Source organism: Streptomyces sp. NPDC007095 (assembly GCF_040634475.1).
Taxonomy (GTDB): domain Bacteria; phylum Actinomycetota; class Actinomycetes; order Streptomycetales; family Streptomycetaceae; genus Streptomyces.
Genome location: NZ_JBEYFS010000490.1, coordinates 1 through 2049, shown reverse-complemented (window position 1 = coordinate 2049; position 2049 = coordinate 1). Strand labels below are relative to the sequence as shown.

Below are 2049 nucleotides of genomic sequence, written 5' to 3'. Positions count from 1 at the left end.
CCCCGGCGAGTTGACCAGTGCCGAGCGCGAGGAGCTCAAGCGGCTGCGCAAGGAGAACCGCGAACAGCAGCAGACGATCGAGATCCTGAAAAAAGGTGTGCCACGAACGCGGGAGGCTGCTTGAGGTAGTTGAGTAGCTGAGCGCGGTGCTGCACGAGAGATGAAGGATTTTCGGCCCTTCGGAGTCGCCCTGCGGGGGGAGGCTTCAAACCGCCACATGCTGCGGAAGCGGTGACGCGACCGTGGTGAGCGACTGTGGAAAAGGCGTCCGTGAGGCGTCAGGTGGGGATCAGGGAGACGGAGCGCAGTCCCCTTGCAGGGGATCGCTGTTGACGCGTCGTTATTGATGAGATGGCATCAGAACCGGGTGTTACTTTTTGGCCCGGGATGAGTCTGGCGGAAACCCGTTTACTGGCCAGATGGTGCCCGGCGTGGAGGCGACGTGAATCTGGTCTGCTGCTTTCGTGCGGAACGTGGGAAGACACGCTTCGATGCCTCAACTCTGCGTTCTTCAAGCAGTGTTGTGAAAGGGAGCCTTCCAAGCGGACAACCCGTGAGGAACTGAGTACCGACGCGAAGTGTGTTGGCGGACCGGCTCGTAGTAGCGGTGAACATCCTGCTGGGCGCGGTGGGAGCGGAGCGAAGGGGCCGGATTGTCCGTGGTTCGTTTGTTCGGTCAACCAGGAGTTCCCTGGGAGGAGCTGCGTGGGCGAGCTGAAGTCACAGATCAAGTCGTTCGAGATCTCAAAGACGGAGGTCTGGGAGGCGTACCTGAAGGTCAAGGCCAATCAGGGTGCTCCGGGGGTAGATGGCTGCACGATCGAGGAGTTCGAGAAGGATCTGAAGAGGAACCTCTATAAGATCTGGAACCGAATGTCTTCGGGAAGCTACTTTCCCCCTCCGGTGAAAGGCGTGGAAATCCCGAAGTCACATGGCGGCGGGGTTCGTTTGCTCGGTGTGCCCACGGTCGCGGACAGAATTGCCCAGACGGTGGTGGCCGCTCATCTGGAGAAGCGTGTGGAACCGGTGTTCCACCCGGACTCCTACAGCTACCGGCCGGGCAGGTCGGCTCTGAACGCGGTCGAAGCTTGCCGACGGCGGTGCTGGAAGAAGAAGTGGGCCGTCGATCTCGATGTCTCCAAATTCTTCGACAGTGTCCGCTGGGACCTCGTCATCAAGGCGGTGGAAACCCATGCCGATGCCGCGTGGGTCGTGCTGTATGTGAAGCGGTGGCTTGCCGCTCCACTACAACTTCCCGACGGCACCTTGCGGCAGAGAGACCGCGGAACCCCACAAGGCTCAGCGGTTTCTCCCGTGCTGGCGAACCTGTTTCTGCACTATGCATTCGATCTGTGGCTCTCCCGGAACTTTTCGGATGTCCAGTTCGAACGTTACGCAGATGACGCAGTCGTGCACTGCAATTCCGAACGCCGGGCCCGTGCGGTCCTGACGGCGATCGGGGACAGGATGGAAGAGGTCGGCCTGCAACTGCACCCGGCAAAGACCCGGATCGTGTACTGCGGAAGAGACGGGCGCCACGACGGTGTCGTGGCCACGTCGTTCACCTTCCTCGGTTTCACGTTCCAGCGTCGTCCAGCGCGAGACCGGAACGGAAAGATCTTCACCTCATTCCTTCCGGCGCCCAGCAAGGATGCCCTCAAGAAGATGAGCATGGAGGTCCGCTCCTGGCGGCTCCACATGCACATCGGCTACACCCTCGGCGAGTTCGCGCGATGGCTCAACCCCATCATCCGCGGCTGGATGCAGTACTACGGTGCGTTCTATCGCACCGAGTTGTACCCCCTCCTCAAGCGCATCAACTACTACCTGATGCGCTGGGTCCGCAAGAAATACCGACGGCTGAAGACCTTCAAAAAGTTCCACCGGCGATGGAAGCAGGTCACCACCGCGTACCCGCTCTTCTTCGCCCACTGGAAATGGGTCCACTCGATCTGGTGACCAGGATAATAGGAGCCCGGTGACGGGAGACTGTCACGCCGGGATCTGTGGGAGCCCGGGGGCGAAATTCCCCCGGGCCACCCGACCGAC

General features: G+C 60.9%; 1 protein-coding gene. It reads left to right on the top strand.

What is annotated here, in order from left to right:
• The first annotated feature begins 705 nt into the window (after positions 1-705).
• Positions 706-1959: a group II intron reverse transcriptase/maturase gene (gene ltrA, locus ABZ656_RS57635; protein ID WP_360280708.1), complete on the top strand. Its 1254-nt coding sequence runs from the start codon at positions 706-708 to the stop codon at positions 1957-1959.
• Positions 1960-2049: the final 90 nt, after the last annotated feature.